This window comes from Erwinia sp. 2186 (genome assembly GCF_057812255.1).
In genome coordinates this window covers 187005-209278 of the sequence record NZ_CM173824.1, presented here as the reverse complement: position 1 = coordinate 209278, position 22274 = coordinate 187005, and the positions used below count along the sequence as shown (strand labels likewise).

Below are 22274 nucleotides of genomic sequence, written 5' to 3'. Positions count from 1 at the left end.
AAAACACGATTATGTAAACTGCCATTTCACCATCATGGTTTTAATAATGTTGCGTATAATTACTGCGGAAAGTATTATTCCCTGCCAGTTAGATTAAATAACACCCCTAAAATTGATCTACATCAGAGGTCAAGCTTCCCCTCTTTCCCCGCGCCCACAGGTTTATGCCTCGTTTAATTAACGGTTGCTACCTTTCATTTTTAAAAATCGCATTCAGTTAAACATCATGGGAAAAAACAAATGAAATCTGGAATAACCGTCCTTATTATTGCTGCCGTACTGACGTCTTCTGCGGCCTTTGCCAAGGAAAATAACGCCTGTGTTAAAACGACCGAGAAACAAGTGGCGTCAATGTTCGATCGCTGGAACGCCTCGCTGCAGACCGGCGATGCGAAAACCGTTTCAGAAAATTACCTGTCGGACGCGGTATTGCTGCCAACGCTCTCTAATCAGGTCCGTTTAAGCGACGAAGAGCGCATTCATTATTTTGAAGAGTTTTTAGCGAAAAAACCGGTTGGCCATATTGATAGCCGCAATATTCGTCTGGGCTGTAATAAAGCGATTGATACCGGAACCTATACCTTTACCTTTAAAGACGGCAGTAAAGCGGCAGCCCGTTATACCTTTACCTATGCCTGGAATGGCGAGAAATGGTTGATTTCAACTCACCACTCTTCTGCCATGCCAGAACAGGTTAAATAACCCCTTTATCTGATTATTCCCGTCCAGCCATAAAGGCCAATGTATATATATCGACAATGGCAATTGGTGCGCGGGGAACATAAGGCGCGCGCTGGGCGAAAGCAATGAATACGCTCCAGCGTTTCGTCGCGTGCTTCAGGCTTTATGCTGCACCGATACCCACCGTGGCCCGGGCCAGGCCAATGCTGAAGCACGGTACCAGAGCGGCAAAACCCACCATCGTGCGATCCTGAATCTTTAAAAGAGCCTGAATGAAATTCTGTCATCAATCCGATCAACACTGGCGAGCAGGCTGAAACAGTTGCAATTTAAAGGCTGCCTGATGGAAGATGCGTTAACTTCACCCTTTTTACCAGGAGCAGGTATGAAAAAAGCACTAATGCTGCTCGCCATTCTGGCAGCAACCGGCGCGGCGCAGGCCGCAGATGACTCTGAAGATCCGGCTCAGGGCTATATCGCCAATCTGTGTACGTTAGTGACCCAGGAAAAAACCAGCGGGTCCGTGGACAGCTACATTGCTAAGTTGAAGGCACTGGATGCACGCGGTCAGTCGCCTTCCGCGCAGGAAAAGCCTGAGTTTGATGAAGATGAAGCCAGAACGGTGATTGCCGCCTGGATGAACCTGAATGAAAACCAGAAAAAAGAAGCGCGGCAGAGCCCCGAAGCTTGTCAGAACGCCACGCTGGACGAATATCAGAGCCAGGATTAAAGCGCATCAGGGTCGGGCGAACCGACCCTGAACACTTCGCCACGCCGGTAAATTAGTGGGTGTGCAGCAGCCGCTCAAGTTGGCGCTTCAGATGGGCGTTCTCTTTCTCCAGATGCTCCACCTTCTCCATCAGCGTCAGCGCCATCGCAATACCCGCCCACTCCAGCTCAAGCTCAACCTGCAGTTGTCGTGCTTTGCGCAGGCTACGCAGCGCGTGATAATCGAAAATCCAGCCGGGCGTCACTTCCAGAGGGGTAATCACCCCAAGCCCCACCACTTCCGTCAGCTCTTCGGGGGAAATATCCACCGAACGGCAAATCTCAATCACGGTATAGCGGACATGTTCACTCATGATGCGTTCTCCCATGCTGAGCGCGGCTCGAAGGCGGCCTTCTCCGCTATCTCACGCCACAGGGCGGCCGTTTGCTCATCGGCTTTGCCCGGCATCACCACTTTCAGAATGGCAAACAGATCGCCGCTGCCTTTTTTACTGACCAGGCCTTTGCCTTTGACCCGCATTCGCTGGCCGTTCTGACTGCCCGCCGGGATGGTCAGCGCAATTTTTCCGGTCAAGGTTGGCACCTGAATCGTCGCGCCCAGCGCGGCTTCCCACGGAGCCAGTGGCACCACAATCTGCAAATTCTGCCCATCGACTTCAAACAGCGGATGCGGCGCCACGCGGATCACCAGATACAAATCGCCGTTCGCCGCACCGTGGCTGCCCGCCACGCCCTGGCCTTTCAGGCGAATACGCTCGCCATCGACCACGCCGGCGGGGATTTTCACCTTCAGGGTTTTTGCTATTTCATCCGTCTGGCGACCAAACTCATCCAGCACTGGCAGGGTGAAGGAGACGTTGCGGCTGTCGCCGGTCAGCGTCTCTTCAAGGAACATCGGCACTTCCATTTCCAAATCCTGACCTCGTCTTGGTGGATGACGTCGCGTCTGCCCCTGGAATCCCCCGCCCTGACGGCCAAAGATGGATTCGAAGAAGTCAGAATAGTCACCGGTATTACCCTGAGAATGTTGACCAAATCCGCCACCGAAGTCCGGTGCGGATTGTGAGAAGCGGGGATCGTCGCGGTGTAAGCGCAGATTGTCGTATTCAGCGCGCTTGTCGCTGTCCTTCAGAACCTCGTAAGCTTCGGCCATCTCTTTAAATTTCGTTTCGGCATTGGCTTCGGTGCTGACATCGGGATGGTATTTTCGCGCCAGCCGACGGTACGACGTTTTAATGGTTTTCAAATCTGCCGTCGGTTCAACCTCCAGCAGGGCGTAATAATCTTTAAATTCCATCTATTAACACCTTCTTTTCACACAACTATTTTGAGACAAGTCGGGTTCAATCCGTCGAAAACAAGTGAGGCCATAAGGCCCCACGGTGACCCTTAACGCGGTACTTAATGAGTGTAAGGCGTAAATGCGCGATGGGGGAAATAAATCAGACCATCCCGTTACAGGGTGTGGAGAGTTTAATGCGGCGATCGACAGGCACAGCAAATCGCCCGATGGCTGGACGGGTTCAGAAGGCGTAAGAAGATTTTTAGGGAGAGTAGAAGGCAGTGAAGAACAGAAGAAAGTGATAACCACCGGTCGGTCCCTGACCGAGGCTATCGAGGGTGTCTGGCCGGAACCATTAAGACATGGCGCCTGGCGGCACGTGTTTGAACGCTTCAACATAGCTGTGCAACACGCGTTTAAAGAATTTTTTCATTTCGGCTACCTGATTAAACTTTTGTTAGTAAAACGCAAAAAAAGTATACAAGAAGCGCGTTTTTCAGGCAAATAAATTTGAACCAGATCACAAAATTGGCGGGTAGTATGCAAAGGTGAACTTAAACGAAGGTTAAACAAGCGGGCCGCAGCCCGCCAACAGCAAGGGGAGAAAGAGGAGGGAAATCAGGCAAAAAGGCCTAAATGTTCAACCAGAATGCTGCTGCCGATACCGATCAGCACGACACCACCAAATATCTCTGCCCATTTGCCCATCACCGGGCCCAGGAAACGCCCCAGCAAAATACCTGCTGATGCCATCACCATGGTGGAAGCGCCGATAGCCAGCGCGGTGGTGACAATGTTCACCTGCAGGAAGGCCAGGCCAACGCCCACAGCCATAGCATCGAGGCTGGTTGCCACCGCAGTGGTGGCCAGCAACATGAAGCTGTGGCTCTGGGGCGCGTCTTCGACCGATTCTTTTTTGCGGAACCCTTCCCAAATCATACGGGCACCGAGTACAAACAGCAGCGTGAAGGCCACCCAGTGATCCCACTGCATAACGTAACGGCTGGCCGCAATGCCCACTGCCCAGCCAATCAGCGGGGTCAGCGCTTCAATAACGCCAAAAATCAGGCCGGTGCGCAGCGCCTCTTTCAGTGAGGGACGATGCAGGCTGGCACCTTTACCGATGGCCGCCGCAAACGCGTCCATCGACATGCCAAAGGCCAAAATCATTGTTGCGTACATGTTCATTGTAGTTATACCGGTTTGAGGGCCCTGGACGCCTTCAGGCATCAAAAACAGAGGTCCCGGCGAAAAAATAAGCGCGGGTGCTCAACAAGAAGCGCATCCTATCACGGGGTTTCGCAAAAAAAAAGACAACAAAATCAGGGATTTGAGTATAGCCTTGGCTATACTTTTTAACGAATGCTAATTTCGCGGTAAATTTTTAATCAAAAAGGCTAAAAGAATTACTGTGTTAACGGTCACATCCCTGAAGCCGTTGGGGGAATAGCCAGCAGAAATGAGGGATAAGGCGGGCAGGAAATGGAGAAATCTTTTGTTTAGAAAAGGGGCGGAGATCGGCAAATCCGCCCCCTGAGCGTTACCAGACCCGGTAAACCTTGCCGGTTTCAAACTGGGTGATGGTCATCTCGCTCAGCGGGTCAAAATGGACGCCGCCCGATTCACCTGCTCTGGCGGCAGGATCTGCACCCTTCGCAGAAGCGCAGCAGCTTTATTCAGTGGATGCGGGAAGAGGTGAAACGCGCGCTGGCGGTGTAAGCATTGAACCTGAAGCGAGTTTGCTGGAAAATGGCCGCTGATGACCCGACTGGAAGCCCCATGAATAACCCGTTTCTGACCTTTTTGATGCCGATGAGCACCCTGATGCTGGGCATGCTCTCCGCCCTGCTGTTGCCCGCGCCATGGTTTGGTCTGAGCCTGACGTACCGCCTGATGGCGATGTTCCATCTCAGTGATATCGGCCAGCTGTATACGCTGGTGTTTTGCCTGTGGTTTTTGCTGCTGGGGGCGATTGAGTATTTTGTGATCCGCTTTATTTACCTGCGGTTTGTGAAGGTCTCACGGGATTAAAAAATTCAGGGCGGATCGGCGATCCGCCCTGACTGCATTACATGCTGAGGATCATCAGCAGTCCGCTGGAGAAAATCAGCAGCCCGACGAAGAACAGCACGATGGTGGTGACCACGTTAGCGTATTTCATGCGTTTCTCCTCAGAACCACTGGCCGAAGCGGCGGATATAGACACGTTTCATCGCCTGCGCGACCACGCAGTACCCGAAGAGCGTGGCGACCAGCCATGGGAAGTACGACCATGGCAACGGCACCAGACCGACCGCATGCCCCAGCGGTGAGAACGGAATATAGATCCCCAACGCCATCACCAGCCCGGTCGCTATCATCACCGGCAGCGCCGCACGGCTTTGAATAAACGGGATTTTCTGGGTGCGCAGCATATGCACCACCAGCGTTTGCGACAGCAGCCCTTCAATAAACCAACCCGACTGGAACAGGGCCTGATGCTCGACGCTGTTGGCAGCGAACACGTGCCACATAATCACAAAGGTGGTGATATCAAACAGCGACGAGGTTGGCCCCATCCACAGCATAAAACGACCAATGTTTTTCGCGTCCCATTTGCGCGGTTTGCGTAAAAACTCCTTGTCCATTTTGTCCCACGGCAGCGCCAGCTGAGACAGGTCATACATCAGGTTCTGGATCAGCAGATGAATAGCCAGCATCGGCAAAAACGGAATAAAGGCACTGGCGATCAACACTGAAAACACGTTGCCAAAGTTGGAGCTGGCGGTCATGTTCAGGTACTTAATGATATTGCCGAAGGTTTCCCGGCCTTTAATCACGCCCTGCTCCAGCACCATCAGATTTTTTTCCAGCAGAATAATATCGGCGGACTCTTTGGCGATGTCCGTGGCGGTGTCCACCGAAATGCCGATGTCCGCATCCCGCAGCGCCGGCGCATCGTTGATGCCATCGCCGAGGAAGCCGACGGTGTGGCCGTTGTACTGCAACGCCTGCAGCACGCGTGATTTCTGCTGCGGCGTCAGGCGGCAAAACACCGTCCGTGCTTCCACCAGCGGGTAAAGCTCATCGTCGCTGAGGCGGGCAATCTCGGTCCCACACAGCGGCACGCCCGGGTTCAGGCCGACTTCATGGCAAATTTTGCTGGTAATAATCGCGTTATCGCCGGTCAATACCTTCACCGCCACGCCACTTTCCTGCAGCGCTGCAATCGCTTCGCCGGCACTCTCTTTCGGCGGATCGAGGAAGGTAAGCAGCCCGCAAATGGTCAGCTCACGCTCGTCCGCTTTGCTCAACGGCAGCGTCAGCGGATTGTCTCCCAGCTCACGTTCGCCCAGCATCAACACGCGGAAGCCCTGCTGATTCCACTCTTCTGCCTGCTGACGCCACTGTTGCCGGGCGGCTTCATCCAGCGGACGCTTTTCGCCGCCGTCCAGCCACCAGCTGGCCACCGCCAGCATCTCATCCACCGCGCCTTTGCAGATCAGCTGCTGCTGATTGTGTTCATTGGCGACCACCACCGACAGGCGGCGACGCTCAAAGTCGAACGGCAGCTCGTCAATTTTACGGTAGCGCCACAGTCCGGCGACCGCCTGGTTTCCCTGGCTGAAGCTGAGGATGGCCTTATCCATCAGGTTCTTGATGCCGCTTTGATGGCGACTGTTCAGCCAGGCCAGCTGCAGCACCTTGTCGTTATTGCGGCCATGGGCATCCAGATGCTGTTCCAGAATGATGCGATCTTGCGTCAGCGTGCCGGTTTTGTCGGTGCACAGCACGTCCATCGCGCCGAAGTTTTGAATGGCATTCAGCCGTTTCACCACCACTTTGCGACGGGACATAGCAATCGCCCCTTTCGCCAGGTTGGAGCTGACGATCATCGGCAGCATTTCCGGGGTCAGACCCACCGCCACCGCCAGCGCGAACATCAGCGCATCGGACCAGTCACCTTTGGTAAAGCCGTTGATAAACAACACAATCGGCACCATCACCAGCATAAAGCGGATCAGCAGCCAGCTGACGCTGTTGACGCCACGGTCGAACGCCGTTTGCGGACGGCTACCCACCACTGATTTCGCCAGCGAGCCAAACCAGGTTTCGCCACCGGTCGCCACCACCACGGCGGTTGCGGTGCCGCTGGCGACGTTGGTGCCCATCAGGCAGATGCCGGGCATCGACAGCAGGTCGGCATCATCGCTACTGCCGGCCGCGGTTTTCTCGGCGATGTTGGCCATCGCGTCATATTTCTCAATCGGAATGGCCTCCCCGCTGAGCGCCGCCTGGCTGACAAACAGGTCGCGGGAGGAGAGCAGCCGCACGTCAGCCGGGATCATGTCGCCCGCCGACAGGAAGATAATGTCGCCTGGCACCACATCATGCAGGGCAATTTCACTTCTGACCGGCTGCGCCGAGGCGCTGCTGCGGCGGATCACCGTCGCGGTGGTACGCACCATTGACTTCAACGCTTCGGCGGCTTTATTGGTGCGGTATTCCTGCCAGAAACGCAGCAGCCCGCTCAGCATCACCATCATCAGCATGATCAGCACGCCGGTCAGATCGGTTTCCTCACCTTTGCGCTGCGGCAAAATGTAATCGGTGACAAAGCTGATGCCGGCCAGCACCATCAGCACCCAGATAAAGGGATTGTTAAACGCCTGAAAAAGCTGGCGAAGGGCATGGGGTGCCTTCTCGTTCGCCACCTGGTTTTTGCCGTAATGGGCGAGGCGCTCGGCGGCCTCTTCCTGGGTCAGGCCCTGACGCTGGGTATGCATTCTGGCCAGCGTGCTGTCCAGGCTCTGTTTTGCGGCGCTGGCGATGGCCAGATCGCGGGCAAGGTTTAAGTTGGCATTGTTCATTTTCATCTGCCAGATCCTTTCTTTTTTTTGTTCAGGCGCGGGGAATCTCTCCTGCGCATGAGGATTAATCAGAATGTGTACGGATCGGGACGAGGGCAGGACAGCGTGAAGAAGGGACGATCAGTGCGTGTTTATCCCCCTTCTGCCGTGCAGCCGCCTTCGCCCATCGCTGGTCGGAGGTTCTTTCATCAGAAAATCCTTTATCAGAAAAAGTGTGTTTAGCGGCACTGCAGAAGATCGGGGATCAAACGCATAGCCTTCCGCGCCCAGTATTCACTGGACCTGATTACGATAAGTCAGGGGGGATGCGACGACCTTGAAAGGAGGTGAAACATTGCCCGCCGTTTTTCGGCAAGCAAACAAAGGAGTTGGCTTACCAGATTAAGATGTTACTTAAGGGGTGACTGTCCAATTTTGGGCTCCGTTGTGTGAATCGCCGTCACTATAGGCCGGGTCAGGACCGAAGTAAACCGCAAAATTTAGCACCATTTTGCGATCGAAAAATAAAAATACCAAATAAAATCATAAAGATAAATGGTAACTTACGGTGATTAATCGCTGTTTTTTTCTTAAACCATTAATCAACAGCGGCGAAATTCCCATTAAGACATTGCTTAAACCCAGTCTCATTCCCAGGCCGATCCGCTCTATACTTGCAGCGGAGACTCGGGCAGAAGGACAGGATGACAATGCTTCAACGGACTAAAATCTGGTTTAAACGCGTGGCGACACTGGTGGTCATTGTATCGATCGTGCTGCTGGGGCTGCGCGTGGCGCTAACGGAACGCGGGCCAGATTTGCAGCTGTGGCACACCTGGGTACCGCAGGAGCTGAGCGACAGTCAGATGGATAACAGCGACTGGGCGGGCTATCTGAAGAATGAGCAGAACCTGTTCGACGGCATCAAAATTAACGTCAGCGACAGGCTGCAGGACGACAATCCGGAAACCTATAACCGCTATGCGGAGCGCAGCCCGGTCAATCCGGAACACTTTTCCACCGACTGGAACCGCTCCTACATCATGATGCCGACCGGCACGCCGCGTGGCGCAGTGGTGTTGCTGCATGGCCTGACCGACTCACCCTACAGCCTGCGCCATATCGCTCAGGACTATCAGCAGCATAGCTATATCGCGTTGGGGATCCGCTTACCCGGCCACGGCACGGTGCCGGCGGCGCTGACCAGCGTGGTGTGGCAGGACTGGATGGCGGCAACCCGGCTGGCCGTGCGGGAAGCGAAAAAACGCATTCCCCCCGGTGCGCCGCTGCATATCGTCGGCTTCTCCAACGGCGGCGCGCTGGCAATGAAATATGCGCTGGATGCGCTGGACGATCCGACCCTGCCGGCACCCGACCGGCTGATCCTGATCTCGCCGATGATTGGCGTCAGCAGCTACGCCCGTTATGCCGGGCTGGCGGGGATCCCGTCGATCTTCCCGGCATTTGCCCGATCGGCGTGGCTGAGCATCCTGCCGGAGTTTAACCCGTTCAAATACAACTCATTCCCGGTAAAAGCGGCACGCCAGTCCTGGCTGCTTACCAGCGCCCTGCAGAGCCAGCTGCATCGTGAACAGGCCAGCCAGCGGTTGGCTAAACTGCCGCCGGTGCTGACCTTCCAGTCGGTGGCGGATGCCACGGTCAGCACGCCTGCGGTGGTCAGAGCCTTATACAATCTGCTGCCGGCCAACGGCAGCGAGCTGGTGCTGTTTGATATCAATCAGTCGGTGCCGCTCTCCCCGCTGATGCGCAGCAGCGCCCGCCATGCGGCAGAACATCTGTTACCTCCCGCGCCACGGGCCTACACCGCGACCCTGGTCACCAACGCTTCTGCCGGAAGCGATACGGAAGTGGCAAAAACCACCCCTGCCGGCAGCACCGCGACCCTGGTCACGCCGCTGGGGTTGCGTTACCCGGCAGACGTTTATTCGCTGTCCCATGTGGCGCTGCCCTTCCCGTTAACCGATTCCCTGTACGGGCGCACGCCGATACCGCCCAATGAATTCGGCGTCAGCTTCGGCTCGATGACGCCGCGCGGGGAACGCTCGGTGCTAATCGTCAGCCTGGATTCGCTGATGCGCCAGTCATCGAATCCGTTTTATCCCTGGATGCTTGAGCAGGTAAACGCGACGATCAAATAAGACTCTCGCCATGCGCTTCGACACGTTCTGTAACACGCCGTGTCGGGGTTAACGTCGTCCGTCGCAGGGGGTAAAGTCAGTCATAAATCTGGTTTGCTGGGCAAAAGTTGCGCAAAAGCCAGCATTTAACGCTAACCCACCACTTTTTATTGGCCGTTTGCTGGTGTTTATTGCCAGCAAACCGGCGTTTGGCGTTGCCATCGCCCGGCAATTATCCTCTGACACGCATAATCCTCTTTTCCCCGCCGCAAGCCCGTCGTGGCGCGGTTTTCGCCATTGAATGCCGTCTCCGCTGTGCGTAAGATTCTTTAACATGTTTTACAAATAAGAAACTGCTATGCAAGCCTCCATCGCCCCAACGCTCGACGCCGAAAACGACATCACGCCCGTAAATTCCCGCGGTAAAGTGATGGTCGCTTCGCTGGTCGGCACCGCTATCGAATTTTTCGATTTCTATATTTATGCTACCGCTGCGGTCATCGTTTTCCCGCATATCTTCTTCCCACAGGGTGATGCCACGGTCGCCACGCTACAGTCGCTGGCCACCTTCGCCATCGCCTTTGTCGCGCGCCCGATTGGCTCGGCGGTGTTTGGCCACTTCGGTGACCGCGTTGGCCGTAAAGCCACGCTGGTCGCATCGCTGCTGACCATGGGGATTTCAACCGTGGTGATCGGCCTGCTGCCAGGCTATGAAACCATCGGCGTCTTTGCGCCACTGCTGCTGGCGCTGGCGCGCTTCGGTCAGGGTCTGGGCCTCGGTGGGGAATGGGGTGGCGCGGCGCTGTTGGCAACGGAAAATGCCCCGGCGAAGAAGCGTGCCCTGTACGGCTCCTTCCCGCAGCTCGGCGCGCCGATTGGCTTCTTCTTTGCCAACGGCACCTTCCTGCTGCTCTCCTGGCTGCTGACCGACGATCAGTTTATGCAGTGGGGCTGGCGCGTGCCGTTTGTCCTCTCTGCGGTGCTGGTGCTGGTTGGGCTGTACGTGCGCCTGTCGCTGCACGAATCGCCGGTCTTTGCCAAGGTGAAGAAAGAGAAGAAGCAGGTCAAAATCCCGATTGGCACGCTGCTGTCTAAGCACCTGAAGGCGACGATTATCGGCACCTTTATCATGCTGGCGACCTACACGCTGTTCTATATCATGACCGTGTATTCAATGACCTACGGCACCACGCCGGCACCGGGCGGTCTTGGCTTCCCACGCAATACCATGCTGTGGATGCTGATGCTGGCGGTCATTGGTTTTGGTGTGATGGTGCCGATTGCCGGCCTGCTGGCAGACCGCTTCGGTCGCCGCAAAACCATGATCGTCATTACCCTGATGATTATCGCCTTCTCGCTGATTTTCCCGAGCATGTTAGGGTCAGGGAATCAGCTAATGGTGATGGCCTTCCTGCTGTGCGGCCTGAGCATCATGGGGCTGACCTTCGGCCCGATGGGTGCCCTGCTGCCGGAGCTGTTCCCGACGGAAGTGCGTTATACCGGTGCCTCGTTCTCCTATAACCTGTCGTCGATCCTTGGGGCGTCTGTCGCACCCTACATCGCCACCTGGTTAGCGCACACCTACGGTCTGTTCTACGTCGGCATCTATCTGGCCTCGATGGCCTGCCTGACGCTGATTGCGCTGTTGGCCAGCAAAGAAACCCGCCACGAATCGCTGTACGACTAAGCCTTGTTCAGGCAATAAAAAACCGGCCCTGGCCGGTTTTTTTCGTGCTGAAATCCGCTGCGGGAACGGGCGCTGCGCCCATCCCCGCCGGGGATTATTTCTTGCTCTTCATCTGTTGCAGCACGTTGGTACACTGATTCTGCTCGTTGTCGCTGGGTGAAATCAGTGCCAGCAGCGCGGCGGCGGGCGCCACGACCGCACCGAGAGCCACCGCTGCCGCACCCCGCGCAATCAGCGGACCGGCTTTCACGCCCGCATTCGGATTCTTGAAGGTGCCCTTCACATACAGCGGCGAGCGTAGGGTGATGATACGGATGCCCTTGCTCTCAGGATCGATCGACAAATCCATCCGCTCGTTGGCGAAGTTGGTGGTGCCGGAGATGTTAATCACCGCGTTCTCGGTATCGAAGACGAACAGTCGGGTTGAGGCTAAGCCGTTAGTGACGTTGAGGTCGGCTGCGGCACAGTTGATCCGCACTTCATCGTCGCCAAACAGCTTGCCGACCACGTAGTTACCGACGTTCAGACCGACAATCTCCATCAGGCTGCGGCTGATCACCCCGTCATTCATCAGCATCTTCAGCTCGCCGTTGCTGGTCGCCAGAATATCGGCCACCGAGTTACCGTTTCCGCTCAGCGTGGCGTCGCCGTTCATCTGCCCCATACTGCTTTGCATGGCGGAGACGTTCGGGAACAGCTGCTTCAGCTTCAGGTTACGGGCATGCAGATCGGCCCGCGCGCGCATCGGCGTGCGGTCACCTTCAAGATGAATGGTGGAGTTGAGATTGCCGCCGGCCATGCCAAAGCGCAGCGGATCCAGCAGGATATCGCCGTTTTTCAGCACCAGATGGGTGTACAGATCGCTGAGCGGCAGCGAGTTACTGTGCTCAATTTTCTTGCCGCTGAACTTCACGTCAGCGTCCATCGCGCCCCAGCTTTTGGTATCGAACTTATCGTGTGGCAACACGCGATCCGCCGGCTGAGTGGTGGCATCGCCCCGTTTGGCTTTCGCCTGCTCGGTTTTCTCGCTGCCTTTACCCGAATTCACGCCAATCAGCGGCCCTAAATCGGCCATTCTCAGCTGTTTCGATTCCAGCGAACCTTCCAGTTTTGGACGCGGTTTGCCCTGGGTGTAGGTCATGGAGCCGTGAATATCGCTGTCGCCAATATGGCCGTTGAAATTTTCATAACGGAATACCGGGCCACCCTTCTGCTGGAAGCGGGCGATCAGATGTCCATCGGTTTCATATGGCGGCGTATCCGGCAGCAGAATGCCGGTCAGGCCGTAGAGATTGGCCAGCGTGTCACCGGCGAAGCGCAGCCGGATATCCAGCCCGCCAAGGTTAAGCGGATCCTGCAGCGTCCCGGCCACCTGCACGCGCGTGGTGCCGTTGCGCACGTCGGCCTGCAGTGGGAAAGGATTGGTTTTACTGCGCAGCGACAGCATGCCGCCGATTTTACCGTCGCCGGTCAGCTTCTCGTTGTTGTAAGTACCGGAAGCCTTCCAGCCAAACACGTAATCAGACGCGCCCTTCTGGCTCTTATCATCCTTGCTGCCCGCCACCTGAACGTAAGGCACCGGCTTGCCGAGCGGATCAACGGTGACCTGCACATCGGCTTTGTTGATGGCATCCCGGTAGGCGATCTGTCCGCGGTCAAACATGATGTTGTCGAGGCGGAAGGTCCACGCAGACGGCGGCTGATTCGGGTCCGGGTTGTCACTGCCGGCCAGATTGAAGGTCCAGTTATTCTTTTTATCCGCGGTCTGGATCAGCCTGGCATCCGGCTGCGTCAGCTTTATCCACGGGATATAAACTTCTTTGCCCAACAGCGCCAGCGGGGCCAGCGTGGCATCCACGCGTTGCAGATGCACCATGGTGACATCAGGAATTTCGGGCGGATTGCCCAGCAGAATATCGTCGGCATGAACGTGCGGCCATGGCACCCAATTGCGCCAGCCAGGTTCATCCCGGTTGCGTTCCCACGCCACGCCCAGGTCACCGCGAATGGCGAACGGACGATTCAATTCAGTCGACACTTTTTGATTGATGGTCGGTTTGAGTCGGTTCCAGTCAAAGGTCGCAATGATGATCACCACCACGATCACCAGCAACAAAAAAATCCCGACAATCCAGCTAATTATTTTTCCCGTACGCGACATACCCGGTCTCCTTGCTCGCTTCGGCCTTCTGTAAAGATAGTCGAGAGCGCAGGAAACGGGATCAGATCAGCTGGTGCGGCAGCGATCCCAGCTGGTCAAAAGGCATCGGACGGGCAAAAAAGTAGCCCTGAGCAGCATAAGCCGGTGAATTTTTCACCTGCATCCATTCATCAAGGGTTTCAACGCCTTCGACAACCACCCCTTTGCAGTAGCGATTAATCAGGGCCAGCAGCATGTTGAAGAGATTGCGGCCCTCTTCTGACTTTCTCAGCATGATAAACAGCTCGCGGGCCATTTTGATGTAGTCATACTTCAGCTCGGTCAGCGCGGAAAAGTTGGCCATGCCGCAGCCGAAATCATCCAGCCACAGCGGGCCGAGTTCCGGCATCTGCGCGACGATCTCTTCCTGCGGCAGCATATGGTGTTCCACCAGCTCAAAGCGCACCCACGGGCAGCGGGCGACCAGCTGACGGATGGCAGCATGATGCTGCAGTTCCAACAGGGTTGGGCCATCAATATTGACCGAGGCAACGGTGCCACTGGAGGTGAACAGCGTTTCCCATTCCGCCAGCAGCTCAAGCTGCTCGGTAACAATGTGCAGGCGCTGTGGGATCTCAAGCGCTGCAAAATAGGACTCCGGTGATACCCTCTTGCCCGGTTCGGCGGGATGGAATACCGCCGTGAGCAACTCAATTGCCATCAGACTGCCGGTCACCCGGTAGATAGGCTGAAACGTATAGATGCGCTGGCACTCCTGCCAGTACAGACGCTCATCTTGTTGCTTTGTCACAACATTTGAGAGAGGAAACCGGTGACTGAGGTCGTTCAGCACCATGTAATTGATCCTTGATAATGATGAGACCGTTCGGGGAACGGATCTCCCGCAAGAGAGATATCGGCACCGGATCGCAGAACTTTATCGCGCCTGGCGCTAAAAACGCCCGGTAATTGCCCATTATTGCTGGCCGCAGCTGGCCGAAAATGCAGGCCGTTGCTGCTGTTTTCTCAGCGATTCACTGCGTGAGGAAAAAAGTAAAACGCCGTTTTAAAATATTGACTACGTGCGTCTGCGCAGCGAAACTGGTGCAAATTTGAGGGATGAGCTGACTACCATGACGCAGAAAAAAATTGCCGTTATCGGCGAGTGCATGATTGAGCTTTCACAGAAAGCCACCGACCTGAGCCGCGGTTTTGGCGGCGATACGCTGAACACCGCGGTGTATATCGCCCGTCAGGTTGACCCACAGCAGCTCAGCGTGGATTACGTGACCGCGCTGGGCACCGACAGCTTCAGCGGTGAGATGCTCGCCGCCTGGCAGCAGGAGCAGGTGCAGACCGGCCTCATCCAGCAGATGGATAACAAGTTGCCGGGCCTGTACGTGATTGAAACCGATGCGCAGGGCGAGCGAACCTTTTACTACTGGCGCAACGATGCCGCCGCGCGCTTCTGGCTGGAAGGCGAGCGCGCAGAGGACATTTGCCAGCAGCTGGCCCAGTTTGATTACCTTTACCTGAGCGGCATCAGCCTGGCGATCCTCAGCCCGCAGAGCCGGGAAAAGCTGATGGCGTTGCTGACCGCCTGTCGCCGCAACGGTGGGAAAATCATCTTTGATAACAACTATCGACCACGCCTGTGGCCGTCCGCTGAGGTCACCCAGGCGGCTTATCAGGTGATGCTGGCCTGTACCGACATCGCCTTCCTGACGCTGGACGATGAAACCCTGCTGTGGGGCGAAGCGCCTGTTGACGAGGTGATTGCCCGCACCCGTGCCGCCGGCGTCAGCGAGATTGTGATCAAGCGCGGTGCCGAATCCTGCCTGGTGTCGCTGGCCGATCGGCCACTGCTGGAGGTTCCGGCAGTGAAGCTGCCGGCCAGCAGCGTGGTCGATACCACGGCGGCAGGAGACTCCTTCAGCGCCGGCTATCTTGCGGTACGTTTAAGCGGTGGCAGTGCGGAAGAGGCGGCGATACGTGGCCATCTGACCGCCAGCACGGTGATCCAACATCGCGGGGCGATCATTCCCCGCTCGGCAATGCCGGCTTAAGCGCGTTCGCCGATTTTCAGCCCTGGCAGCAAACAGCCCCGCAATAGCGGGGCTTTTTATTATTCCCCGCCCGCCGATCCGCCCTTAAATTAACATCCGCAATTTAAGTCAAATTAATTACGCGGCTTATCCGTAAGCAGTCTGAATGAGTCAATTCCTAATTCAGGTCCAGCCGCAGATCGGCAAACGGATAATAAACTGAATATTATGATAATTACCTTAAACCCGCTTAATGGCGATCCGTGATGCAAACCGACTCGTTTTAAAACAATCAGATAGCAGCAGATAAATAACCCCAGACCGGCGCTTCTGGGCATAGTCTGAAACTGCGCTAAAAGCGTGAGCAAGGCTGGACGCTGTATAAATAAATGGGCAATGATTGTTTTATTACAGCCGATCCCCCCTATTCTCGCGCCGGGCTCGCCTATACTTAAATAATGAAATTCAGGAGCGCCTATGAAAACCGAAATTATTAATATCTGGCCTCACGGCGAGGCTCCCGGTGCCAGCGATTCCAGGGTCAGCCCACAAATTGTCGATTTAGCGAAAGAGTACGAACCTTACGACCGTGCCGCCAGCGGCGTGCGCAATCCTGAGCTGGCCTTCTGGTATCCGGAAGAATCCAACGGCGTGACCCTGCTGGTCGCACCCGGTGGCGGCTTCGAAAAAATCATGATCGATAAAGAAGGCAGCGCGCTGGCGATGTTCTTTACCGCGATGGGCTATACGCTGGCGGTGATGACCTACCGTTTCCCGCAGGATGGTCACCATGAAGCGGCTGACGCGCCCTTATCGGATGCGCAGCGTGCGGTGCGCGTGCTGCGGCACCGTGCCGCCCGTGGGCTGAACGGCAAGCGTATTGTGATGATGGGCTTCTCGGCCGGTGGCTATGTGGCCGCCAGCGTCGGTACGCGCTTCACTGAGAAACTCTATCCGGTGCAGGATATTGCCGACTCGCTGACCGCCCGTCCGGATGCGCTGGTGCTGATGTACCCGGTGATCAGTATGCGTGAAGGGCTGGCGCATCAGGGCTGTCGCCAGCATCTGCTGGGTGAGCATCCGACGCAGCGGGAAATTGACGCGTACTCGATGGAAACGCGCGTGACTGAGCAGACGCCACAAACCTTGCTGATCCACGCGGTGAATGATGAGTCGGTGCCGATCAATAACAGCATGGTGATGTTCAGCGCGCTGCGGGAACACAAGGTCTCCAGCGAGCTGCACTTCTACGAGAAAGGCGGGCACGGCTTTGGCATCCGCAACGTCGCCGATCTGCCGCTGGCCAGCTGGCCGATGCTGGTCAATGAATGGCTGCGCGCGCGGATCTGGTAGCACGCAAAAAAAACCGGCCGCGTTAGGCGACCGGGTTGTGGTCAGAACAGATCAGTTCTGCGAAGACGGGATATCAGAGACTTCCGGCTTGGTTTCATCCACCGCTGCGGCCGCCGCTTCCGGGGCCGGTGCCATGATTTTCTTCCAGCTCTCTTCCAGCTGCTGAACGTTGGTTTCCGGCTCGCCCTGCGGCTGCATCAGCATCATGGTCAGATCCTGTGACAGCTGCTGGCGCAGCTCCTGGTTCATCATCTGCAAGGTCAGGCCCGACAGGAAGCTCTGGCGCAGTTTCTGATACTGTTCCGGCGCGATATCCACTACCGCATTCTGCTGCGAGCGCAAACGCTGGCTCATCAGCACATCGGTATCAGTGCGGGCGTAGGTGGCAAACAGCTTGTTCAGCTCGGCGGTTTTCTGCGCCATCAACGCGTCAAACTCTTCCTGCGGCAGGCCGTTATCGCGGATGTTTACCATCTCCCGCGCAACCAGATTCAGGTTACTTTGCAGGGTGGCGTTATCCGCATCCAGATTGATGGCGCACTGCGCGCGCTGGTACAGCACGCGGCAGTCAAAGCCCACCTGCACCTTCTGCGCCTTGCTGTCGCTCAGGACATGCTGCACGTGCCAGAACAACGCTTCACGGGCCAGATCGCTCTGCCAGTAATGCTGCAAATTCTGCGAATCCCTGATCGGCTGCCACGGCGAATCCCACACCAGCGACAGACGATCCTGGGTCAGATTATTGTTAACCAGGTTAATCGGCTGCGGCGGCAGTGGCGACAGCGTTGGCATCGGCGACGGCGTATCACGCTTGCCCTTCAGCGGCGAGAAGGTTTTGTTGATCTGCTCGGCCAGGCTGCGGCTGTCGACGTTGCCCACCACCATCAGCGTCATCGCATCCGGCGTGTACCACTGCTTGTAGAAGTCGTTCAGCTTGACCGGGTCGATCGGCGCATTAGCGGGCGTGCCCGGATCGTGGCCCAGCAACGTGGAGCCCTTCAGCCGGTAACGCCACCAGACATCCTGCGGATTGGCAGGCCAGGTGGCGATCGGATCGTCAGCAGCCAGCGCGGTGTTCACCGTCTGTTCATTGATGGTCATATCGCCGACGGTCGCCGCCAGCCAGTTCATCGCTTCTTTCACCACTTCCGGCCGGTTGTTCGGCAGACTGAGGGTGTAGAGCGTGAAGTCATAAGAGGTGATCGCAGGCGGTTGCGGGCGATCGGGATCGATACTTTGCTGCCACAGCGAGCGCTGCTGCGCAGGGTCGAGCTTCGCGTTATGCACTAAGGCCAGGCGCGGTAAGAGGTGGCTGTAACCGGCCTGCTGGGTATTCTCCACCAGAGAGCCGGTATTAACCAGTAAGCGGACTTCAACGCGGTCGCTGGGACGCTGCGGAGTCGTTAAAACCTGCCAGGTGAACCCGTTATCGAGTTTTCCCTGCTGCCAGGCGGGATCGGGTTGGAGTGTTTCAGCCTGCACAGTGCTGCTGACCGCGGCCAGCAATATTCCACCAACCAAAAGACGAATTCTGGTGCCCTGCATGTGAACCCCTACTCAATCACAAACCAAAAAAAATCACTGGCGATCTACGGCCTGCTGCTATCTACGGGAGGGATAACTCAGGGAAGCCGCTGTTTTTTCTCAGAACAGCTTCTTAGACCACGCATTGGCGGGGATGTCCCACCACGGAGTGAAAAATGATAAAAATCTCTGGGGGTTATTATGCAAATGCCCGCCGCGAGGGCAAGTCGCGACGGGCATTTGAGGGGATATTTAACAAATTAACGGCTTATGCGGCGTTTTCGGGCAGTTTTTTTGCCTTATTTTTGCCATCCAGCGTGTCTTTCAACTGTTGCTCGTCCAGCTGATCGACCCATTTTGCCACCACCACGGTCGCCACGCCGTTGCCGACCAGGTTAGTCAACGCACGGGCTTCAGACATAAAGCGGTCAATACCGAGGATCAGCGCCAGACCGGCCACCGGCAGATGGCCGACCGCCGAGAGCGTGGCCGCCAGCACGATAAATCCGCTGCCGGTAACGCCCGCCGCCCCTTTCGAGGAGAGCAGCAGCACCACCAGCAGCGTGATTTGATGCCAGATATCCATATGCGCATTGGTGGCCTGAGCGATAAACACCGCCGCCATGGTCAGGTAAATCGAGGTGCCGTCGAGGTTAAACGAGTAGCCGGTTGGGATCACCAGCCCGACCACCGACTTCTTACAGCCCAGCTTTTCCATCTTATCGAGCATGCGCGGCAGCGCGGATTCTGAGGACGAGGTCCCCAGCACGATCAGCAGCTCTTCTTTGATGTAGGCGATAAATTTGAAGATGTTGAAGCCGACCACGCGGGCAATGGTACCCAGCACCACCACCACAAACAGCAGGCAGGTAATATAGAAGCAGATAATCAACTGACCTAACTGCACCAGCGAACCGACGCCGTATTTACCAATGGTAAAGGCCATCGCCCCGAACGCGCCAATCGGTGCCAGACGCATGATCATATTGATGATGCCGAAAATCACGCGGGAGAAACTTTCGATAAAGTTGAATACCAGCGTGCCTTTGTCGCCCATGCGGTGCAGGGCAAAACCGAACATGATGGCGAAAAGCAGTACCTGCAGAATGTTGCCGCTGGCAAAGGCGCCAATCACGCTGTTAGGAATGATATCTAACAGGAACGCCACCACGCCCTGCTGCTCGGCCTGCTGGGCATACATCGCCACCGCTTTGGCATCCAGCGTGGCCGGATCGATATTCATGCCAACGCCAGGCTGCAACACGTTAACCACCACCAGGCCAATAATCAGGGCGATGGTGCTGACCACTTCAAAATAGAGCAGCGCGACGGCACCGGTACGGCCGACCGCTTTCATGCTTTCCATCCCGGCGATCCCGGTGACCACGGTACAGAAAATAACCGGTGCGATGATCATCTTGATCAGCTTCACAAAGGCATCACCGAGCGGCTTCATCTGGGCACCCAACTCGGGGTAGAAATGCCCTAACAGCACGCCGATGACGATGGCGGTAATCACCTGGAAATAGAGGCTTTTAAACAGGGAAGTTTTCATAGAATGTCCATTAACGGCTTGGATGGCAGGCGCTTTCGCTGAGGTTATCGTCAGTCTTCAGCGCGAAAGTAACACTACGTTAACGGGATTGATATAACTTGAAACACTCAGCCGCCGGGCAACGCGCCGTTTTATGAGCTGAATCACTTCAGCACCGGTAATGACGCGTTGTGGTTTGCGTTAAGGATTGATACACGTGGAAATTATCCCTTACGGGACCGTATTACGGCGTGATTAATTCCAGATATTTGCGGTTAAAGACCGCCAGCGGTAGCGCCTCAGAATAGAGGTAGCCCTGCCCGATATTAATGCCGCGCGCCAGTAGCCAGTCGCGCTGCTGGCTGGTTTCGACGCCTTCGGCAATCACGTCCAGCTTGATGATTTCGGCAATCGCCGCAACGATTCGCACCATGGTGTCATCATTCGGCAGCACACAGACAAAACTGCGGTCCATCTTCAGCTTACTGATGGGTAACGACTTAAACTGGCTCAGCCAGTTCAGGTTGGCGTAGCCCATACCAAAATCATCCAGCGCCACCGAGATGCCGACTTTCTGCAGCTCGCTTAACAGCTGCAGTGCCTGTTCCGGCTCGCCCACCTGGGCGGTCTCGGTGATCTCCAGCATCAGGCTGCCCGGACTGATTTGGTGGCGATGGATCAGGTCCTGTAAGTGGGTGACCATATCCGCTTCACGCAGCTGCACGGCGGAGAGATTGACGCTGAGCGGCAGATTAATGCCCTGCTTCTGCCAGCCCGCCAGCACCCGGCAGGACTCTTCGAACACCCAGCGGCCCAGCGCGCTGATCACGCCAATCTCTTCGGCGTTCACAATCAGATCTTCCGGCAAGGCCCAGCTGCCGTCCGGCTGGCGCATTCTCAGCAGGGCTTCCGCGCCGACCAGCTTGCCGTTACGCATATCAATCTGCGGCTGCAGGAACAATGAGAACTGCTCTTCTTCCAGCCCCTGCAAAATGTCGTGTTCCTGGGTCAGCCGCTTGTGCGCCCGTTCCATCATCATCGGGTCATAAAACAGGATCTGATTTTTGCCCTGATGACGGGCCGACATCATCGCCGACGCCGCACGGCTTAAAAAGTCCTGCGCGGTGAGATCGCGCGCTTCACGCTGCGCCAGGCCGATGCTCAGGTTGGGCCGCAGCTGCATGTCCTGCAAAGTGACCGGCTGATTCAGCCGCAGCAGCAGCAGGCGTGCCAGGCGCATGGCGCGGAAAGGTTTATTGGCGCGCTTCACCAGCAGCACAAAATCGCTGCCTGACAGCTGGCCCACTAACGTATGGCTGTCGATACTGTTGCGAATTTTTTCCAGCAGCGTCAGCAACAGCGCATCACGCTGTTCGTCCTTCACCACGCCGTTGGCGTCCTGCAAGGTCTCGATGCGCAGCACCATCAGGGTGAAATTGTCGTCGTCAGAGACGGAATTAAGATGCTGCTCCAGCAGCGCCAGAAACAGGGTTTTGTTCGGCAGATTGGTCAGGGCAAAACGGGTGGTCAGCCTGCTCATCTCATCATGCACCGCTTCGCCCACCTGCTGATTGCGGTTGTAGCTGCGGATTAACATGCCCAACTCATCGTCACGGTGGCGCTCAGGCAGCGTCAGCTGATGGGAAATCGCCTCCTGCGGCGGCAGATCCTGCAGCTCCATGGCGATCCGCCGCAGCGGGCGAACGATCAGCTTATTGATGCACCAGCTGATGGCGATCGACAGGATCAATGCCAGCAGCAGGTAAGTGGTCACCATCGTCGACAGGGCGCTAAGAATAAACTGATACACCCGCCAGGAATCGGCCTGCAACACCAGCAGCGCCAGCGGCTTGGGATTGGCTGGCTCCACCGAGTAGAGCGGCACGGTGATCCTCACCGGCAGCTCAAACAGCGTGGCGATAAATTCCGGCACCGGTTTTTCGGGCTCAAAGTCGGTATGCAGCGCCTGCAGGCCATTCGGCAACACCACTTCGGCCCTGGCCAGGATCCCGGCCGGTTTCAGGGAGTTGAGGATCAGTTCGGCCTGCGGAATATCGGCTTTCAGCACCGCCTGGGACAGCGGCTGGCGCACGGTATGGGCGACGTTTTCCATCTGCTGGGCGTAGTCAATCCTGCGCTGCTGCACAAAATGGAAAAGCTGAATGACAATAAAAATACAGATGGTCACGGCGGCCACGCAGGATACCGTCGCCATCTGTTTTATTGTTAATGAACGACTGACGCGCAAACCCACTCTCCGAATTACTGAATGCCACCACCGGGGGCAGCAAAAAACTGCCCTGAGTATATCTTAAGGCGGCCGCTTGTTAAG

The 22274-nt window shown here is 56.3% G+C and carries 17 protein-coding genes; 8 read left to right on the top strand and 9 right to left on the bottom strand.

Annotated elements, in window-relative coordinates:
• Positions 1-240: 240 nt before the first annotated feature.
• Both ACXKZG_RS00935 and ACXKZG_RS00930 read left to right on the top strand, forming a co-directional pair.
• A complete protein-coding gene (locus ACXKZG_RS00935) occupies positions 241-702 on the top strand; it encodes an SgcJ/EcaC family oxidoreductase (RefSeq protein ID WP_013204373.1) in 462 nt (153 codons plus the stop codon).
• A 364-nt stretch (positions 703-1066) separates the two neighbouring features.
• The gene (locus tag ACXKZG_RS00930; protein ID WP_041692155.1) at positions 1067-1411 is read left to right on the top strand and encodes a hypothetical protein; all 345 of its coding nucleotides are present in this window, start codon (positions 1067-1069) and stop codon (positions 1409-1411) included.
• A 52-nt stretch (positions 1412-1463) separates the two neighbouring features.
• Here ACXKZG_RS00930 and ACXKZG_RS00925 read toward each other — a convergent pair whose 3' ends face one another.
• Positions 1464-1763, bottom strand: a complete 300-nt coding sequence (locus ACXKZG_RS00925; RefSeq protein WP_013204375.1) for a chaperone modulator CbpM — start codon at positions 1761-1763, stop codon at positions 1464-1466.
• Entirely contained in the window at positions 1760-2707 is a 948-nt protein-coding gene (gene cbpA, locus ACXKZG_RS00920) for a curved DNA-binding protein (RefSeq protein WP_346596108.1), read from the bottom strand. Before cbpA ends, ACXKZG_RS00925 begins: the two co-directional genes overlap by 4 nt.
• Before the next feature lie 124 nt (positions 2708-2831).
• On the opposite strand from cbpA, the gene ACXKZG_RS00915 reads away from it, so the two are divergent.
• On the top strand, positions 2832-3200 hold the full coding sequence (locus tag ACXKZG_RS00915; protein ID WP_241199790.1) for a hypothetical protein: 369 nt from the start codon (positions 2832-2834) through the stop codon (positions 3198-3200).
• Positions 3201-3310: 110 nt separating this feature from the next.
• Here the strand turns inward: ACXKZG_RS00915 and mntP are convergent, their stop codons facing one another.
• A complete protein-coding gene (mntP, locus tag ACXKZG_RS00910; RefSeq protein ID WP_013204378.1) occupies positions 3311-3880 on the bottom strand; it encodes a manganese efflux pump MntP in 570 nt (189 codons plus the stop codon).
• A gap of 591 nt (positions 3881-4471) precedes the next feature.
• Between mntP and ACXKZG_RS00905 the strand changes: the two genes are divergently transcribed.
• Positions 4472-4723, top strand: coding sequence for a DUF1158 family protein (locus tag ACXKZG_RS00905; RefSeq protein WP_013204380.1), 252 nt, complete (start codon positions 4472-4474; stop codon positions 4721-4723).
• Positions 4724-4863: 140 nt separating this feature from the next.
• Here ACXKZG_RS00905 and mgtA read toward each other — a convergent pair whose 3' ends face one another.
• A complete protein-coding gene (mgtA, locus tag ACXKZG_RS00900; protein WP_488875573.1) occupies positions 4864-7548 on the bottom strand; it encodes a magnesium-translocating P-type ATPase in 2685 nt (894 codons plus the stop codon).
• Positions 7549-8231: 683 nt separating this feature from the next.
• Here mgtA and ACXKZG_RS00895 point away from each other — a divergent pair.
• Together ACXKZG_RS00895 and ACXKZG_RS00890 are read left to right on the top strand one after the other, a co-directional pair.
• Positions 8232-9680, top strand: coding sequence for an alpha/beta hydrolase (locus ACXKZG_RS00895; protein WP_488875572.1), 1449 nt, complete (start codon positions 8232-8234; stop codon positions 9678-9680).
• 337 nt (positions 9681-10017) lie between these two features.
• Entirely contained in the window at positions 10018-11346 is a 1329-nt protein-coding gene (locus ACXKZG_RS00890) for an MFS transporter (RefSeq protein ID WP_206404266.1), read from the top strand.
• Between the two features lie 94 nt (positions 11347-11440).
• Here ACXKZG_RS00890 and ACXKZG_RS00885 read toward each other — a convergent pair whose 3' ends face one another.
• Positions 11441-13507, bottom strand: coding sequence for an AsmA family protein (locus ACXKZG_RS00885; RefSeq protein ID WP_488875571.1), 2067 nt, complete (start codon positions 13505-13507; stop codon positions 11441-11443).
• A gap of 61 nt (positions 13508-13568) precedes the next feature.
• Positions 13569-14342, bottom strand: a complete 774-nt coding sequence (gene pdeH / locus ACXKZG_RS00880) for a cyclic-guanylate-specific phosphodiesterase (protein ID WP_488875570.1) — start codon at positions 14340-14342, stop codon at positions 13569-13571.
• Between the two features lie 277 nt (positions 14343-14619).
• Between pdeH and kdgK the strand changes: the two genes are divergently transcribed.
• Complete coding sequence (kdgK, locus tag ACXKZG_RS00875; RefSeq protein WP_134823001.1) at positions 14620-15552, top strand: 2-dehydro-3-deoxygluconokinase; 933 nt, start codon at positions 14620-14622, stop codon at positions 15550-15552.
• 456 nt (positions 15553-16008) lie between these two features.
• Positions 16009-16884, top strand: coding sequence for an alpha/beta hydrolase (locus ACXKZG_RS00870; protein ID WP_013204388.1), 876 nt, complete (start codon positions 16009-16011; stop codon positions 16882-16884).
• Between the two features lie 51 nt (positions 16885-16935).
• Here the strand turns inward: ACXKZG_RS00870 and ACXKZG_RS00865 are convergent, their stop codons facing one another.
• From ACXKZG_RS00865 to hmsP, 3 genes are all read right to left on the bottom strand, one after another.
• A complete protein-coding gene (locus ACXKZG_RS00865; RefSeq protein ID WP_013204389.1) occupies positions 16936-18429 on the bottom strand; it encodes a M16 family metallopeptidase in 1494 nt (497 codons plus the stop codon).
• A 247-nt stretch (positions 18430-18676) separates the two neighbouring features.
• Positions 18677-19963, bottom strand: coding sequence for a dicarboxylate/amino acid:cation symporter (locus ACXKZG_RS00860; RefSeq protein WP_013204390.1), 1287 nt, complete (start codon positions 19961-19963; stop codon positions 18677-18679).
• A 223-nt stretch (positions 19964-20186) separates the two neighbouring features.
• The gene (hmsP, locus tag ACXKZG_RS00855) at positions 20187-22190 is read right to left on the bottom strand and encodes a biofilm formation regulator HmsP (RefSeq protein ID WP_488875569.1); all 2004 of its coding nucleotides are present in this window, start codon (positions 22188-22190) and stop codon (positions 20187-20189) included.
• Between the last annotated feature and the right edge of the window lie 84 nt (positions 22191-22274).

Excerpts from the sequence above, each read along its gene's own strand:
- ACXKZG_RS00935 (WP_013204373.1), top strand. The coding sequence starts at position 241 with ATGAAATCTGGAATAACCGTCCTTATTATTGCTGCCGTACTGACGTCT.
- ACXKZG_RS00930 (WP_041692155.1), top strand. The coding sequence starts at position 1,067 with ATGAAAAAAGCACTAATGCTGCTCGCCATTCTGGCAGCAACCGGCGCG.
- ACXKZG_RS00925 (WP_013204375.1), bottom strand. The coding sequence starts at position 1,763 with ATGAGTGAACATGTCCGCTATACCGTGATTGAGATTTGCCGTTCGGTG.
- cbpA (WP_346596108.1), bottom strand. The coding sequence starts at position 2,707 with ATGGAATTTAAAGATTATTACGCCCTGCTGGAGGTTGAACCGACGGCA.
- ACXKZG_RS00915 (WP_241199790.1), top strand. The coding sequence starts at position 2,832 with ATGCGCGATGGGGGAAATAAATCAGACCATCCCGTTACAGGGTGTGGA.
- mntP (WP_013204378.1), bottom strand. The coding sequence starts at position 3,880 with ATGAACATGTACGCAACAATGATTTTGGCCTTTGGCATGTCGATGGAC.
- ACXKZG_RS00905 (WP_013204380.1), top strand. The coding sequence starts at position 4,472 with ATGAATAACCCGTTTCTGACCTTTTTGATGCCGATGAGCACCCTGATG.
- mgtA (WP_488875573.1), bottom strand. The coding sequence starts at position 7,548 with ATGAAAATGAACAATGCCAACTTAAACCTTGCCCGCGATCTGGCCATC.
- ACXKZG_RS00895 (WP_488875572.1), top strand. The coding sequence starts at position 8,232 with ATGCTTCAACGGACTAAAATCTGGTTTAAACGCGTGGCGACACTGGTG.
- ACXKZG_RS00890 (WP_206404266.1), top strand. The coding sequence starts at position 10,018 with ATGCAAGCCTCCATCGCCCCAACGCTCGACGCCGAAAACGACATCACG.
- ACXKZG_RS00885 (WP_488875571.1), bottom strand. The coding sequence starts at position 13,507 with ATGTCGCGTACGGGAAAAATAATTAGCTGGATTGTCGGGATTTTTTTG.
- pdeH (WP_488875570.1), bottom strand. The coding sequence starts at position 14,342 with ATGGTGCTGAACGACCTCAGTCACCGGTTTCCTCTCTCAAATGTTGTG.
- kdgK (WP_134823001.1), top strand. The coding sequence starts at position 14,620 with ATGACGCAGAAAAAAATTGCCGTTATCGGCGAGTGCATGATTGAGCTT.
- ACXKZG_RS00870 (WP_013204388.1), top strand. The coding sequence starts at position 16,009 with ATGAAAACCGAAATTATTAATATCTGGCCTCACGGCGAGGCTCCCGGT.
- ACXKZG_RS00865 (WP_013204389.1), bottom strand. The coding sequence starts at position 18,429 with ATGCAGGGCACCAGAATTCGTCTTTTGGTTGGTGGAATATTGCTGGCC.
- ACXKZG_RS00860 (WP_013204390.1), bottom strand. The coding sequence starts at position 19,963 with ATGAAAACTTCCCTGTTTAAAAGCCTCTATTTCCAGGTGATTACCGCC.